10 protein-coding genes are annotated in these 14,066 nt (G+C 73.8%); 2 read left to right on the forward strand and 8 right to left on the reverse strand.

Annotation, left to right across the window (positions count from 1 at the left end; translation table 11 throughout):
* From FNX44_RS14570 to FNX44_RS14580, 3 genes are all read right to left on the reverse strand, one after another.
* A partial coding sequence (locus tag FNX44_RS14570) for a hypothetical protein (RefSeq protein WP_323369349.1) occupies positions 1-1,132 on the reverse strand: 1,132 nt, incomplete at its 3' end.
* 9 nt (positions 1,133-1,141) lie between these two features.
* Complete coding sequence (locus tag FNX44_RS14575; protein ID WP_143648663.1) at positions 1,142-4,777, reverse strand: hydantoinase B/oxoprolinase family protein; 3,636 nt, start codon at positions 4,775-4,777, stop codon at positions 1,142-1,144.
* 223 nt (positions 4,778-5,000) lie between these two features.
* A complete protein-coding gene (locus FNX44_RS14580; RefSeq protein ID WP_143648664.1) occupies positions 5,001-6,479 on the reverse strand; it encodes a HEAT repeat domain-containing protein in 1,479 nt (492 codons plus the stop codon).
* Positions 6,480-6,789: 310 nt separating this feature from the next.
* Between FNX44_RS14580 and FNX44_RS14585 the strand changes: the two genes are divergently transcribed.
* The gene (locus tag FNX44_RS14585) at positions 6,790-8,241 is read left to right on the forward strand and encodes a PP2C family protein-serine/threonine phosphatase (RefSeq protein ID WP_143648665.1); all 1,452 of its coding nucleotides are present in this window, start codon (positions 6,790-6,792) and stop codon (positions 8,239-8,241) included.
* Between the two features lie 86 nt (positions 8,242-8,327).
* On the opposite strand, the gene FNX44_RS14590 is transcribed toward FNX44_RS14585, so the two are convergent.
* Entirely contained in the window at positions 8,328-9,833 is a 1,506-nt protein-coding gene (locus FNX44_RS14590) for a DNA-binding protein NsdB (RefSeq protein ID WP_143648666.1), read from the reverse strand.
* 243 nt (positions 9,834-10,076) lie between these two features.
* Between FNX44_RS14590 and FNX44_RS14595 the strand changes: the two genes are divergently transcribed.
* On the forward strand, positions 10,077-11,156 hold the full coding sequence (locus tag FNX44_RS14595; RefSeq protein ID WP_143648667.1) for an aminoglycoside phosphotransferase family protein: 1,080 nt from the start codon (positions 10,077-10,079) through the stop codon (positions 11,154-11,156).
* Between the two features lie 154 nt (positions 11,157-11,310).
* Here the strand turns inward: FNX44_RS14595 and FNX44_RS14600 are convergent, their stop codons facing one another.
* The 4 genes from FNX44_RS14600 to FNX44_RS14615 form a co-directional block, all read right to left on the reverse strand.
* On the reverse strand, positions 11,311-11,808 hold the full coding sequence (locus tag FNX44_RS14600; RefSeq protein WP_143648668.1) for a hypothetical protein: 498 nt from the start codon (positions 11,806-11,808) through the stop codon (positions 11,311-11,313).
* A gap of 20 nt (positions 11,809-11,828) precedes the next feature.
* Positions 11,829-12,227 carry an ACT domain-containing protein gene (locus FNX44_RS14605; protein WP_143648669.1) on the reverse strand — a complete coding sequence of 133 codons (399 nt, stop codon included), beginning with the start codon at positions 12,225-12,227 and terminating at the stop codon, positions 11,829-11,831.
* Between the two features lie 84 nt (positions 12,228-12,311).
* A complete protein-coding gene (locus tag FNX44_RS14610) occupies positions 12,312-12,860 on the reverse strand; it encodes a VOC family protein (RefSeq protein ID WP_143648670.1) in 549 nt (182 codons plus the stop codon).
* A 100-nt stretch (positions 12,861-12,960) separates the two neighbouring features.
* Positions 12,961-14,066 (reverse strand): tetratricopeptide repeat protein (locus FNX44_RS14615; protein ID WP_143648671.1); only part of this gene is annotated, 1,106 nt, incomplete at its 5' end.

Here is a 14,066-nt window from a genome sequence, read left to right on the forward strand (position 1 = left end):
GGGTGAGGAGCAGGTCGACGAGGTCGCCGAGCCGGACGGAGGCGGGGGTGCGCGGCCCGGTGCCCCTGGCGAAGAAGGCGTCGGTGACCCTGGTGGCGCGTTCGAGCGGTTCGGGCAGGATCGGGTGGAGGAGTTGGCCGTAGAGGTCGAGGCCGACGCGGGCGGCGGGCGTGGCGAACGCCTGGCGGTCCTGTTCGGCGCGGAAGATCGGGCCGGCGTCCAGCAGCCGGGACTGGAGCTGGGTGTGGCGCCGGATGCAGTCCTTGACGATGTCGACCAGCTCGGCGGCGCGCAGTTTGTGGTCGGGGTGGCGTTCGTCGCCGGTCTCGTCGCGGACCCGGCGGATGTTGGTGAGGATGGCGTTCTCGTGCCGGTAGCGGTCGGCGACGTGGTCCAGGGCCTCGGAGATCATGTCGGGCACGGTTTTCAGCCAGTCCACCGAGCGGACGTTGCGACGGGTGGCCTCCAGGGCGCGGCGCAGCGTCTCGGCGTACTGGACGGTGCGGTACCTGGCCTGTTCGGCGGCGAGCTGGGCGTCGGCGAGGCGGCCCCGGTTGACCAGGACCTCCAGTTTGACCTCGGCGGCGATCTGGGCGCTGGTGACGTCCGTGTCGAGTGCGCCGACCAGGACGTTCACGGCCTCGTCCGTGGTGCGCAGATAGACCGTGCCGCCGGGGCCCGGCACCTCCTCGATGAGCTTGAAGTCGTAGTCGCGGCGGACGTAGGCGCCGTCCGGTCCGAAGGTGCCGTAGACGGCGCGGAACCCGCGGTCGACGCTGCCGACGTTGATCAGGTTCTCCAGGACCCAGCGGGCGACGCGTTCGTGCTCGGCGGCGGGGCGGTCGGGGGCCTGGGCGGCGATGCGCGGCAGCAGCCGGGCGATCGTCTCCTCCTGGTCGGCGCCGGTGTCGAAGTCCATCTGGAGGGTGACGACGTCGATGGCGGCGAGCGCCACCTCGGCCATCGCGTAGGTGCTGTACTCGCCGGCCAGGTTCGCCTTGCGGACGTCGAGGTCGTGCAGCGGGGCGGTGCAGGCGAGGGCACGCAGCCGGCGGGCCAGGCCCTCGTCTGCGGCCGGGCCCGGCGCGGGGCGGGGCGCGCCGGGCTGTGCGGCGGATACTGCGGTGGTCACCACGACAGGTTAGGCGCTTGGTGTGACATCGACCGAACTGCCCGGCGTCGCCGGGGCGGGGCCGTAGCCTCCGCCGCCCGGTGTCTCGATCCGCAGGACGTCGCCGGTGGCGGCTTCGGCGGCGGCCACTCCGGGGAGTTCGGTGACCCGGCCGTCCGCGTGCTCGATGGCGTTGCGGCCGGGCGCGCCGGGTCGGCCGCCGGCCATGCCGTAGGGCGGGACCCGGCGGTGGCCGGTGAGCAGGGCGATCGTCATGGGGCGCAGGAAGCGCAGCCGCCGCACCACGCCGTCGCCGCCTGGCCAGGTGCCGTCGCCGCCGCTGCCGGTGCGGACGGTGAACTCCTCGACGCGTACCGGGTAGCGCCATTCGAGAACTTCGGGGTCGGTGAGCCGGGAGTTGGTCATGTGGGTCTGGACGGCGTCGGTGCCGGGGAAGCCGTCGCCGGCGCCGGAGCCGGAGGCGATCGTCTCGTAGTACTGCACGCGGTCGTCGCCGAAGGTGACGTTGTTCATCGTGCCGGAGCCCTCGGCCTGGACGCCCAGGGCCGCGTACAGCGCTCCGGTGACGGCCTGGGAGGTCTCGACGTTCCCGGCGACGGTGGCCGCCGGGTACGTCGGGGAGAGCATGGATCCCTCGGGGACGCGGACGGTCAGCGGGACCAGGCAGCCGCTGTTGAGCGGGATGTCCTCGGCGACGAGGGTGCGGAAGACGTAGAGGACGGCGGCCATCACCACCGAGTGGGGGGCGTTGAAGTTGTCCTCTCGCTGCGCGGAGGTGCCGGTGAAGTCGATGACGGCGGCCCGGGCGGCGCGGTCGACGGTGACGGTGACCTGGATGACCGCGCCGCTGTCCGTCTTGTACTGGTACGTCCCGTCCTGTAGTCCGGTGACGATGCGGCGGACGGACTCCTCGGCGTTGGCCCGTACGTGCCGCATGTAGGCCTGGACGACGTCGATGCCGAACTGGTCGATCATGGCCCGCAGTTCGCCGATGCCCTTCTCGTTGGCGGCGATCTGGGCGCGCAGGTCGGCCAGGTTGGCGTCGGGGTTGCGGGAGGGGTACGGCCCCTGGGCGAGCAGTTCGCGGGTGGCCTCCTCGCGCAGCACGCCGTCGCGTACGAGCAGCCAGTTGTCGAAGAGCACTCCCTCGTCGTGCACGCTGCGGCTGAACGCCGGCATCGAGCCGGGTGTCAGTCCGCCGATCTCGGCGTGGTGGCCGCGGGAGGCGACCAGGAACAGCAGCGCGGTCCCGCTCTCGTCGAAGACCGGGGTGACCACCGTGACATCGGGCAGGTGGGTGCCGCCGTGGTACGGGTCGTTGATGGCGTACACGTCGCCCGGCCGCATCGCGCCCTCGTTGCGTCGCAGCACCTCCTTGATCGACTCGCCCATCGAGCCGAGGTGGACGGGGATGTGCGGGGCGTTGGCGATGAGGTTGCCGTCGGCGTCGAAGAGGGCGCAGGAGAAGTCGAGCCGCTCCTTGATGTTGACCGAGTGGGCGGTGTTCTCCAGGCGCACGCCCATCTGCTCGGCGACCGCCATGAACAGGTTGTTGAAGACCTCCAGTTTCACCGGGTCCACCTCGGTGCCCACCGCGCTGGTGGCGGGCCGCGGGGTGACCCGGTCGAGCAGCAGGTGTCCGCGCGGGTCGACGTGGGCGCGCCAGCCGGGGTCGACGACGGTGGTGGCGTCGGCCTCGGCGATGACGGCGGGGCCGGTGACCGTGTCCGTCGGGCGCAGATCGTCGCGGTGGCGCAGATCGACGTCCTGCCAGCGGCCCTCGGTGTACATCCGCACCCGCTGCGGGGGCCGGTCGGTCACGGGCTCGCTCGCGGCGGCGGTGCGCGGTGCGTGGCCGCCGGCGGAGCCGACCGACTCCACCACCACGGTCGCCGCGACGAGCGGCTTGTCCATGGTGAAGCCGTAGCGCGCCCGGTGGGCGCGCTGGAACTCCGCCGTCATGGCGTCCGGTTCGCCGAGGGGTACCGGCAGGGTGGCGTCGGTGCCGGCGTAGCGCAGGTGGAGGGTGGCGGTGGTGCGGACGGTGTCGGGGGCGACGCCGTCCTCGGCGAGTTGGCGCGAGGTGCGGCCCGCCAGCTCGTCGGCCAGCCGGCGCACGGTGGCCAGGGTGGCCGCGTCCAGTTCGCGTTCGACGGACTGCTCGCGCAGCGCGGTGGCATCCGCGACGCCGATGCCGTACGCGGAAAGCACACCGGCGAGCGGCGGCACCACGACGCTGTCCACGCCGAGCGCGTCGGCGACCGCGCAGGCGTGCTGCCCGCCGGCGCCGCCGAAGCTGGCGAGCGCGTAGCGGGTGACGTCGTGGCCGCGCTGGACGGAGATCTTCTTCACCGCGTTGGCCATGTTGAGCACGGCGATCTCCAGGAAGCCCGCGGCGACCTCCTCGGGAGTGCGCCGCACGCCGGTCGCCTCGGCCGCGCGGACGGACAGTTCGGCGAACCGCTCGCGGACCGCGCCGGCGTCCAGCGGCAGGTCGCCGCTCTCCCCGAAGACGTGCGGGAAGTGGGCGGGTTGCACGCGGCCGAGCAGCACGTTGGCGTCGGTGACGGTGAGCGGCCCGCCGCGCCGGTAGCTCGCCGGTCCGGGCACCGCGCCGGCGGAGTCCGGGCCGACCCGGAAGCGGGCGCCGTCGAAGTGCAGCACCGAACCGCCGCCGGCGGCGACGGTGTGGATGTCCATCATCGGCGCGCGCATCCGCACCCCGGCGACGTGGGTGTCGAAGGTGCGTTCCAGCTTCCCCGCGTAGTGCGAGACGTCGGTGGAGGTCCCGCCCATGTCGAAGCCGATCACTCGGTGCCGGTCGACCTCCGCGCAGGAGCGGGCCATGCCGACCACTCCCCCGGCCGGTCCGGACAGCACGGCGTCCTTGCCGCGGAAGTGCCCGGCCTCCCGCAGCCCGCCGCCGGACTGCATGAACATCAGTCGCACGCCCCGCAGTTCGCTCGCCACCTCCTCGACGTAGCGGCGCAGCACGGGTGAGAGGTAGGCGTCGACGACGGTGGTGTCGCCGCGCGGCACGAGCTTGATCAACGGGCTGACCTCGTGCGAGCAGCTGACCTGGCGGAATCCGGCCTCGGCGGCCAGGCGGGCGATCTCCCGCTCGTGGTCGGGGTGCCGGTAGCCGTGCAGGCAGACCACGGCGGCCGAGCGCAGACCGCGTCGGTGCGCGGCGCGCAGCCGGGCGGCGGTCTCCCGGGCGTCCAGCGGGCGCACGGTGCTCCCGTCGGCGGCGACGCGTTCGGGCACCTCGACGACCTCGTCGTACAACGCCTCGGGCAGCACGATGTGCCGGTCGAACAGCCGCGGCCGGTTCTGGTAGGCGATGCGCAGCGCGTCGCGGAAGCCCTCGGTGATCACCAGTGCGGTGGGCTCGCCCCGGCGTTCGAGCAGGGCGTTGGTGGCCACCGTGGTGCCCATCTTGACCATCGCGACGCGCTCGGCGGGTACCGGTTCGCCGGGGGCGAGTCCGAGCATCCGGCGGATGCCGGCGACGGCGGCGTCCCGGTAGCGCTCGGGGTCGTGGGAGAGCAGTTTCTCGGTGACAAGGCCGCCGTCGGGTCGGCGGCCCACCACGTCGGTGAAGGTGCCGCCCCGGTCGATCCAGAATTCCCAGCGTCCGCTCATGCGGTCATCGTGCCAGGGCCCGCCCGCGCTCCGGGCAGGTGTCCGGCGGTCGGCACGGGCCCGTGGCGCGGTGGGTCAGGGCCTGTCCGGCGGGTCGGAGTGGGTGAAGGAGCGGCGTCTGGTGCCTGCGATCTGGGGGTGCCGGCGAATGACGACAACACGGAGAGCGCTGGTGCCAGGCGTCGCGACGCCGCTCCGATCCGCCGGACAGGCCCTGGGCGGGTCAGCCCGCGGTGCGCGGGCGCAGTCGGCCGCGTACGGCGCTCTGCACACCCGCCTCCTCGGCGGGATCGGCCGCCAGGTTGCGCAGCCGTTCGACGACCCGGTCCTCGCCCGTGGCGGCGAAACGGGCGGCGATCTCCCGGGTGGACTGCTCGCAGTCCCACAGGCACTCGACGGCGAAGCCGGCGGCGAAGGCCGGATCGGTGGCGGCGAGCGCGCCGGCGAGCCGGCCGCGCAGCTGCGAGGAGGACGTCTCCCGGTAGAGGTGGCGCAGTACGGGCGCGGCGCAGCCGATGGCGAGTCTGCCGACGCCGTCGACCAGCGCGGGGAGGGCGGGCGCGTCGGCGCCCTGGAGACGGACCGTCCGGCGCAGTGCGCCGAGCACCGCCGGGGCGTCCCGCTCACCGCCGCGGCAGGCCAGCATGACGGCGGCCGCTTCGGCGAGTTCGTCGTCGCCGTCGGCCCAGGAGCGGGCCCGGGCCAACGCGGCCTCGCCGCGCATCCGGCCGAACGCCGCACGGGCGGCCTCGGCGACCTGGTGGGGGGCGGCGGCGTTGGCCGTCTCGACCAGGTCGAGGACCGCCGGGTCGTCGCGTTCCGCCAGGTAGCGCAGGGCGGCGACCCGGGCGGCCGGCGGTCCGTCGGCGGCCGCGGCCAGCAGCAGCGGGCGGTCCTCGGGTCCGGCGACGGCGGCCAGGCAGCGGGCGGCGGCCGCCTCCCGCCGTCGGCAGAGCTGGTCGGGGGCGCCGTACTGCCCGGCGGCCGGGTCGCCGTCGGCGGCCTCGGGAGCCTGCTGGGCCCACTCCAGCACCTCCGCGACGCTCCAGCCCGGGCGGGGGCCCTGGGAGCGCAGCTGTCGGGACCACCGGTCGAAGGAGTGCTGCTCGCGGACCCGGGCCAGGCGCTCCCGTTGGCCGCGCCGGTGCGGGTCCTCCTCCCACAGCCGCCACGGCCGGGGCTCGTACGCCTCGCGCATGGCCTCGGCGAGCGCGGTGTCCCCCTGTGAGTCGTCGGGGAAGCGGGCGAGCACGGCGGGGCCGAGGGAGCGCAGCCCGGCGTCGTCGTCGCGGACGGCGAGCTCGTCCAGGGCCCACTGCCAGTTGTGCCCCTCGGCGGTGTAGCGGCGCAGTACGCGCAGCGCGCCGGCGTCGCCGTAGGAAAGGAGGTGGCCGAGTACGGACAGGGCCAGGCCGGTGCGCTCCTCGCGGTGGTCGAGGTGGTCCTGGTCGCTGAAGAGGTGGGCCTCCAGCTCGGCCAGGCCGGCCCTGAGGTCGCGGTGCAGTCGCGCGTAGTAGAGGGAGCGGTGCTCGATCTGCCAGTCGCGCCGCGGGTCGTGTCGCAGACAGTGGTGGAGCGCGGCGAGCGCCTCTGAGCGGGGCGCCGCCAGAGCATGCAGCGTGCCGTCTCCACGGCCGCGCTGTAGCAGGCCCAGCAGCGTTCCGCTGGGCGCTATGTCTGGAACGACGTATTCGGCGAACATGTGGTCAGCATCCGGTGCGGGAGACAGGACTGGCAACGGGATTTCCGCTTTGTGACCTGCGCGGGTCGTCGGTTGCCCGTGCGCGGCTTGCGGCACCATACCCGCCCCGGACGGGTCGGTAACCACCCTGGGAGCCACGGGGCGGTCCCGGCGGAGGGGTATGCCACCCGAGAGCCAGCGGCATATGCCAGAAGCACCACCGTAACGGGTATTGCCAAATCCCTTACAGGCCGTCGCGCACTGTGCAAGAGTCGTTACCCGGCCGCCCCGACCGGCGCCGGACCGGACACGGCTCACTTCGGAGTACGCGATGCCCTCCCATCCCTCCGCGGACCGTCCCGCGACGCCAGCCGAGCACGGCACCCTCGACAGCCTCATCTCCCAGGCCCGCCGACTCCGCGGCCGGGTGGAGGCGGTGCGGCGCACGACCGGCGGCGCGGAGCCGGACGACGCGCTCAGCAGCGAGCGCCGCTGGCAGCGGGCGCTGTGCGAACTCGCCGTCCACCACCTCGAGGACCTGGGCCGCCACCTCGGCCAACTGCGCGACGGGCCGCCTGCCCGGTCGACCGGCACCGCGACGCTCGACCACCCGGTCCAGCCCTCGCCGGCCGCCGCCGTGGGCCGGGCCGGCAGCGCCGAGTGGAACCTGCTCACCGACGAGGTCACCTGGTCGCCCGAGCTGTACACCGTGCTCGGCCGCGAGCTCGCCGACGGCCCGCTCACCCTCGACGAGCTCCCCGCCCTGCTGCTTCCCGAGGACCAGCCCTGGCTGATGACCGCCTTCACCGACTGCCTGGTGGACGGCAAGCCGGTCGACGGCGAGTTCCGCGTCCGCCGGCCCGACGGCGAGGTGCGCACGGTCCACCTGGCCGCCGAGCCGGTACTGGACTCCGACGGCAGCTGCGTCGCGATGTGGGGCGTCCTGCGGGACGTCAGCGAACTCCGCCTCAGCGAACGCGCGCTGGAACAGACAAGCGAACGCTACGCACGTGAGCGACACCGGGCGCAGACCGAACACCGGGTCGCCGTCGAACTCCAGGAGGCCGTGCTCCCGCCCCGCCGGCAGACCCTGCGGCACCCCCGGCACAGCCGGGAGACGACCGGCACCCTGGAGATCGCCGCCCACTACCTGCCCTCGGCGACCAGCGCCCTCATCGGCGGCGACTGGTACGACGCCATGGAGCTGCCCGGCGGCGCCACCATGCTCACCGTGGGCGACCTCACCGGCCACGGTGTCGAGGCGACCTCCGGCATGGCGATGCTGCTCGGCGCGGTCCGCGGCATGGCCCTCGCCGGGGTGGAGCCGGGCACGCTCATGGGCCACCTGAACCAGCTGCTCGACAGCGCGGCGCAGCCCGCCCTCGGCAGCGCGCTGTGCTGCCACTACGACCCCCGCACCCGCAACCTCACCTGGTCGCAGGCCGGTCACCCGGCCCCGCTGCTGTACCGCGCCGGCCAGGGCCGCCCGCTCGCCCAGCCCGAAGGCGTCCTGCTCGGCGCGATGAGCGGTGCCCGCTACGGGCAGTGCAGCCAGCAGCTGGAGGCCGGCGACCTGCTCGTACTGCACACCGACGGGCTGGCGCCGCGCAGCGCCAGCCTGGAGGACGGCGCCCGGTCGAGCGCCGCCCGGCTGCTGGAGCTGGCCCCCCGGTTCGCGGAGGCCAGGACCGCCCGGGAGTGTGTGCGCGTGGTGGTGGAGGAGTTCGGCGAGGCCGAACGCGAGGACGACGCCTGCGCGTTGATCGCACGCGTCTCCGAATGACCCGGTGCGGTTCCGTGTCACACGGCGCGGTTCCGTGTGACACGGCGCGGTGCGGGCCGGGGGTCCGGGGCCGCGCCGCGCCCTGTTCAGATCTTCAGGGTGCGCGGTGACTTGACCGTGCCCGTGCCGGCGGGGCTGTGCGGGGCCCTGGGCAGGGTCTCCTGCAGCTCCTCCCGCAGATCCTCGATCTTGGGATAGCCGGCGTACTGGCCGGTCAGCCGGTACATCTCACGCAGCCGGTCCCAGGTGCGGTGCGAGGACGTCTCGCCGATCGACACCAGCGCGAGCCGGGCGTAGCGGTCGGCCTGCTCGGGGTCGTCGGCGATGAAGCAGGCCGACGCGAGCGAGATGTAGTCGAAGATCTGCGACCGCTGGTGTCCGTTCTTCCGCAGCTCAAGCGCGAGCTTCGCGTGCTTCTCCGCCGTCTTCGCGGCGGGCGGGTCGAACTCGGCCAGGGTCCGGAAGGCCAGGGCCTGCATGCCGTGCAGGTCGGCCTCGTCGAACATCTGCATCCAGCTCGGCGGCGGCACGTCGCCCTTGTCGGAGACGAACAGCTCCTCGGCCTGGCCGAGGGTGCGGCGCATCGCCTGACCGCGCCCCATGGACGCCTGCGCCCAGGCCTCGATGGTGTGCAGCATCGCCCGGGTGCGCGGCAGGGTCTCCTCGCCCGAGCCCGCCTTGGCCAGCTTCATCAGGTCCAACGCGTCGTCGGGGCGGCCCAGGTGGACCATCTGACGAGCCGCCCGGGAGAGCGCCTCACCGGCGCGCGGCCGGTCGCCGCCCTCACGGGCTGCGTGCGCGGCGATCACGAAGTACTTCTGGGCCGTGGGTTCCAGACCGACGTCGTGGGACATCCAGCCGGCGAGCACCGCGAGGTTCGCGGCCACCCCCCACAGCCGGCGCCGCAGGTGCGCGGGATGGTCCTGGTAGGCGAGCAGGCCGCCCACCTCGTTGAGTTGGCCGACGACCGCCTTGCGCTGGAGGCCGCCGCCCCTGGCGGCGTCCCAGGCGCGGAAGACCTCCACGGAGCGTTCCAGTGCCTCGACCTCCAGCGAGCCCACCGGGGTGGCCTCGTAGCGGTCGGAGACGGCGTCCAGGTGGTGCGCGGCCGGGCCGGGGGCGTGCGCGTGGTCGGGGTCGGTCTGGATCCAGTCGTACAGGGAGCTGTTGAGTGCGGAGCCGGCGGTGAGCGCGGCGCCCGCGCCCACCAGGCCGCGGCGGTTGAGCATGAGGTCCATTCCCGTGAATTCGGCGAGGACCGCGGCGATCTGGTCAGGTGCCCACGGCAACCCGTGTACGGGTTGCCTGCTGCCGGCCGGCAGTCTTCCCGGTGCGTTCCTGCCCATCCCGAGATCCTCGATGGTCACGACACGGCCGAGACGCTCGGTGAACAGGGAGGCCAACACCCTGGGCACCGGGTCGCGCGGGGTCTCGCCCCGCTCGATCCAGCGCCGTACGCGGGAGGTGTCCGTCGACAGCTGCTGGTGGCCCATGGCCGCCGCGTGGCGGTTGACCAGCCGGGCGAGTTCGCCCTTTGACCAGCCGGTGAGGCCGAACAGGTCCGCCAGGCGGGAGTTGGGTCCTTTGTTCACGTCAAGCCCCCAGGTTCTCGGCTGAGTTGACAGTAACGGCCGCACAGGGGGGCGGCGAGTATTCGCCAGGGTTCGCCAGGGTTCGCCATGTGGCCTGCCACCCGCGCCAGGGTGTGATGTAGAAACGCGCCACCCCGGCCCGTCGTCTCCGGCGGCCGTCGACACTCCCCAGGGTGTGGTCCGGCCGCTTGCGGTCGGGGTGTGCGGCGAACTTGTCGGCGCGCGAAGGGATCCGGTTCGACCATGTATCACGCAACATCCCCCGTGACCGCCACGCCCCGGACCTGGTCGTCCCCCCGCCCGTCGGGCAGCGCCGTGGTCACCCGGCCGCGCAGGCCGGGCCCGTCGGCGGGCGGCGCTCCCGCCGTCAGCGGCAGGCTCGACCTGTCCGGCCCGCAGGGCGTGCAGCTGCGGTCCGTGCTCAATTCCGTCCACCGGGTCTGTCCCGACTTCCACCCCACCCAGGTGCTCCGGCGCAGCGGCCGGACCGTACTGCTCGCCGGGAACATCGGGCGCCGCCACGCGGTCGCGAAGTGTTTACTGGACCACTCACCCGCCTGGGCCGAGCGCTACCGCCAGGAGGTCACCGCCTACCGGGCGTTCGTCCGGCACCGTCCGCCGGTGCGGGTTCCACAGCTGATCGCCGCGGACCCGGAGACCTGCACGATCGTCGTCGAGCGCATGCTCGGCAGACCGGTCAACCAGCTCCGCCAGGGCGGTGACCTGAACCAGCAGTCACAGCTCCGGCCGATGCTGAGCGCGGTGGGCCGGCTCAACTCCTGGGAGCCGCCGACGGGCCTGTTCGAGCGTCCGCTGGACTACGGCAAGCGGTTGCTGCGCTTCCACGAACTCGGTCTGCTCACCGACCGGGACCTGGACGACCTGCACAAGCTGCTGTACTCCGTGCTGAGTTCGGGCGGCAGGGCGGCCCGCGAGTTCTGTCACGGCGACGCGCGCCCGGACAACGTGCTGCTCGCGCCCAACGGCCCGGTACTCGTCGACTGGGAGCACGCGGGCTGGTACCTGGCGGGCTACGATCTGGCCACACTGTGGGCGGCGCTGGGCGACTCGCCGCAGGCCAGGCGCAGCATCAGCCAGACCGCGCAGCGGGGCGGGGCGGCGGTCCGTGACGCCTTCCTGGTGAACCTGATGCTGGTGCTCACCAGGGACGTGCGGCACTGCGAGACGGCCGTGCGCCGCGCCATGCGGGCGACCACGCCGGACCCCTCGGCCGGCGAGGAACTGCGGCTGCGGTTGCGTCGGCTGCACGAGGACTGCGCCATGGCCCGACGCGCGGTGCGGGCGGCCGTCAGCACCCGCTGAGGCCCCGCCCCACGCGCCGTCAGGTCGTCGGCGGACGACCGCCTGGGCCCGTCGCCTCCGGATCACACGGAGGCGACGGGCCCTGGTCGCGTCTGGCGGTCCCGTTCGCCCGGCGTCCGTCCGCCGTCCGTCCGGCGGCGGCCCGGGCCGGGTGTCACTGGCGGAAGAGCTCCGCGGGCAGCGGCTTGAGCAGCTGGTAGAGGTCGTCGGTGATGGGCCGGTCCCAGCTGGCGATGGTGACCAGCACGTTGTCGCTGCGGTCGAACTGCACACAGGAGACGCGGCTCTCCGAGCAGGTCACCCGGCGCACGATGAGCAGGTTGCCGTCGTGCATCACCGGGCTGTCCTCGCGTCCGGTGACGGTCACGGGTTCGTCGATCTCGAGCGCCGCCAGCAGTTGCGACACCTCGAAGGGGACCTCGTCGTCGGCGACGTCGCGGGCGGGGCTGCCCTCGGGCAGGTTACCGATGATCATGGCCGGCCCCCGGCCTCCGAAGAGGTCGTAGCGCAGGAACACGCCCTGGCAGCTGCCGTCGGGCGCGGGGAGCAGCCCGGCTCCCAGGTTGCCGGGCCAGTCGCCCGGGTCCATGGCGAGGACGTCGAAGTCCGGCCCGGCGGGCGTGGCGGCACTGCGTCGGCGGAGGAAGGACATGCCGCCATGGTACGCGCGGCTCAGCTCCCGGTACGCGCCAGGTCCTCCAGGATCGCCACCGCGACCGACGCCTGTTCGTAGGGCACGAACAGGTGGTCGTGGTGGTAGCCGGCGACGACGTTGCAGCTGAGCCCGGCGTCCGCGAGGGCCCGGGAGACCACCGCCGTCAGACCGACCGCCTCCAGGGAGGAGTGCACGCGCAGCGTGATCCAGCCGAAGACGGAGTGGTAGGCCAGCCCGGCGGCGTCGGCGTCCTGGCGCGGGATCACCAGGGTGGTGCCCTCGCGTTCGGCGACGGTGACCACCGGGCGCACGCCGCCGGGCGGCTCGCCGGGGACCGTGGTGAAGACGTACGGGCCGGGCTGCAGCTCGGGGCTCATCCCGTCGACGAGCTTCCTGAGATCACGTTCACCTGCCATGATCACCAGAGTAGGGCTCTCGGGCGTGCTCCGCTCTCCGGGGCCGCGGTCCCGGCGCGCGCCGCGTGCAGTGAGCGCGCGCCCTCACGTCCCGTCGGCGGGGTCGTCCGGGACGCCGGGGACCAGGTGCCGCCCGTCGAAGACGCCGGGCCGCTCGCGGTACAGCTCCAGCGGCACGCCGTTGGGGTCGCGCAGGTACAGGCTCTCCTCGATGCCCCGTTCCGGGCCCTGGTAGGACACGCCCGCCTCGTCCAGCGCCTGTCGGGCGGCGGCGTGCCGCTCGGCGTCCATGGACAGGGCCAGGTGCTGGACGCCGCCGACGGTCTCCTGGGCGGGCGGGTGCTCGTGGCCGGGGAAGTCGAAGAAGCCGAGCAGGTTGCGGTTGCCGATGTCGAAGAAGAAGTGCGTGGAGCCGCGGTAGTCGCGGTTCTCCACCATCTCCACGAGCGGGAAGCCGAGGAGGTCGTGGTAGAAGCGCACGGTCTCCTCGACGTCCCGGCAGATGAAGGCGACGTGGTGGACGCCGCGAGCGGTGGTGGCGGGCCGTTCGGCGCCTTCGTGCAGCCAGCGCCGGCGGATCTCCTCCCGACGGGTGCGGATCCTCGACAGTTCGGCGCCCTGGGGCTGCGTCATACCCGACCTCCTGATGTGGTTGCTTGCTCAACCATTGCGGCAAGCCCCAGTATCGCGCGCTCTGTTGCGGACGGCCGGTCGGCGGCGTGTCGTGTCCGGATCACAGCTGCCGTACGTGGGTGGTGCGCGCGTGGGCGACGCGCTGGTAGACGGCGGTGGCCTCGGCCCGGCGGCCCAGCCGCTCCAGTGCGTGCGCCAGGTCGTTGCCGCTGGTCAGGCTGTCCGGATGGGAGGGGCCGAGGACGCGGTCCCGGGCTGCGGCGACCTGGCGGTACACCGGCAGCGCCTCCTCCCAGCGGTCCGACCAGCCCAGCGCGACGGCGATCTCCCGGCGGCTGATCAGAGTGTCGGGGTGTTCCGGGCCGAGGGCGCCGGCGCGCAGCGCGGCGGTGTCCCGGGCCTCCGCCAGCGCCTCCTTCCAGCGTCCGAGCCGGCCCAGGTTGACCCCGATGCCGTGCCGGGCGCGCAGGGTCTCCGGGTGGCTGCCGCCCTGGGCGGCGGCCCGGGCGGCGGCGAGTTCGCGGTAGAGCGCGAGCGCCTCCGCGGCGCGGCCGAGGCGGCCCAGGTTGAGGCCCGTCTCGTAGCGTGCCGCAAGGGTCTCCGGGTGGTGGGCGCCGAGCACCCTCTCCCGGTCCTCCGCGAGCTCCCGGTAGGCGGACAGCGCCTCCTCCCAGCGGCCCAGCCGGCCGAGCGCGTAGGCGACCTCGAAGCGGCTGGCGAGGGTGTCGGGGTGGTGGGTGCCGAGCACCCGGGCGCGGGCGGCGGCGACCTCCTGGGCGAGCCGGTGCGACTCCTCCAGCCGTCCGAGACGGTTGAGGTTGTAGGCCAGGTTGTGGCGGCAGCGCAGGGTCTCCGGGTGGTCGGCGCCGGCCTGCGCCTCGCGCAGCGCCAGGACCGCGGTGCCGACCCGGTGCGCGTCGAGGTGGCGGCCCAGCAGGCCGAGGACGTAGGCCGCCTCCTGGCGGGCGTCCAGCGCGTCGGGGTGGGCGTGGCCGAGCGTCTTCTCCCGGGCGGCGGCGACCTGCTCGAACTCCACGAGCGCGGCGGCCAGATGCCCCTGGCGGCTCAGTGCGAAGGCGCGTTCCAGCCGGGCGGCGAGCACCCGGGGGTCGTCGGCACCGGGCACTCCGTCGCCGTGCGGGGGCTCGGTCTCGGTGGGCGGGTCGACGTCCGGGCCGCTCCAGCGGACGTGCAGCGGGCCGGCGG

This window comes from Streptomyces alkaliterrae (assembly GCF_007097205.2).
Classification (GTDB): domain Bacteria; phylum Actinomycetota; class Actinomycetes; order Streptomycetales; family Streptomycetaceae; genus Streptomyces; species Streptomyces alkaliterrae.